This window comes from Bartonella taylorii 8TBB (assembly GCF_902825155.1).
GTDB classification, from domain to species: Bacteria; Pseudomonadota; Alphaproteobacteria; order Rhizobiales; family Rhizobiaceae; genus Bartonella; species Bartonella taylorii_A.
Genome location: NZ_CADEAG010000117.1, coordinates 1 through 456, shown reverse-complemented (window position 1 = coordinate 456; position 456 = coordinate 1). Strand labels below are relative to the sequence as shown.

At 42.3% G+C, this 456-nt stretch carries 1 pseudogene; it reads left to right on the top strand.

The annotated features are described in order from the left end of the window. Positions 1-329, top strand: a pseudogene (locus J7R13_RS08915) (portal protein); the annotation flags it as partial. Positions 330-456 lie beyond the last annotated feature (127 nt).

The window sequence follows — 456 nt, the reverse complement described above, 5'->3', positions numbered from 1 at the left end:
AAGCGCAGCAAGCGCAAATGCAACAGCAACAACAGCAGATGATGATGCAAAACCAAGGGCCGCAATTAAGCCCCGAGCAACAAGCAAAAATTGCAGCTATTCAACAAGAAACTCAGGCAAAAGGTGTGCTCAATCAGCTGGATGCCCAAAGCAAACAAGTAGCACTGCAGCAGAAGAATATTGAGCTTTTCTTAAAGCAAGAACAAGCGCGTATGCAGCTTGAACAGCAAAGAGCAAGAAATGCGATAACTGAGCGAGAGATGCAGATCAGAGCATTACAAATAGAGCTTGAAAATTATCGAGCAGCAACCATCAGAGGCAAAACCTAAACTTTAACGAAAAGGAACGAGATAATGGAAGAAAAATTTACCCCTGAAGAACAAGCCCTTTATGATGAACAATTTACAAGCGATTATCCTGTTGAGAGCATGCAAGATGAGAATCTTGAGCAAGATG